Annotated in this window: 1 pseudogene; it reads right to left on the bottom strand. The window is 70.2% G+C overall.

The features are described from left to right. Positions 1-71: 71 nt before the first annotated feature. A pseudogene (locus tag KZA10_RS17315) lies at positions 72-543 on the bottom strand (hypothetical protein); the annotation flags it as partial.

Raw genomic sequence — 543 nt, 5'->3', positions numbered from 1 at the left:
GCCGACCACTGCGCCGGGCACGCCGAGCTCGGCGGCCGTGGCGTCCAGGAACTCCTGCAGCTCGTCGTCCATCATGCATCCCCTCGTACGGCGCGCCCCGGCAGGGCATCGGTCACGATCTCTCCCGCGTGCACGACACGAGTGCCGTGCACGAAGAGCTCGCGCACACCCCGCGACGGGCGGGTCGGATCGGCATAGGTGGCTCTGTCCGTCAGCGTCGTCGGGTCGATCACCACGACGTCGGCATCCGCCCCGATCGTCAGATGGCCCTTGCCCCGCATGCCGGACGAGACCTCGTCGAGCACACGAGCGGGGAGGAACGAACAGCGCCGGAAAGCTTCGACCCAGCTCCACGTGCCGCTGTCGAGAACCATGAGCCGCAGTGACTTCGCGAACGTGCCCGCGGTGCGGGGATGCGTGTGCCCGCCCGCGGGAAGCGGCCACTCGTGCTGCTCGTACACCGTCCCCCCGCCGCTCGCCGCCCAGGAGATGGGCATCGCATCACTTGCCACGATCGAGTCGGGATAGGCCAGCGCCCGGTGC

It is taken from the genome of Microbacterium sp. BF1 (assembly GCF_019279095.1).
GTDB classification, from domain to species: domain Bacteria; phylum Actinomycetota; class Actinomycetes; order Actinomycetales; family Microbacteriaceae; genus Microbacterium; species Microbacterium maritypicum.
The sequence above is the reverse complement of the archived record's forward strand: the minus strand, read 5'-3'. Positions and strand labels throughout refer to the sequence as shown.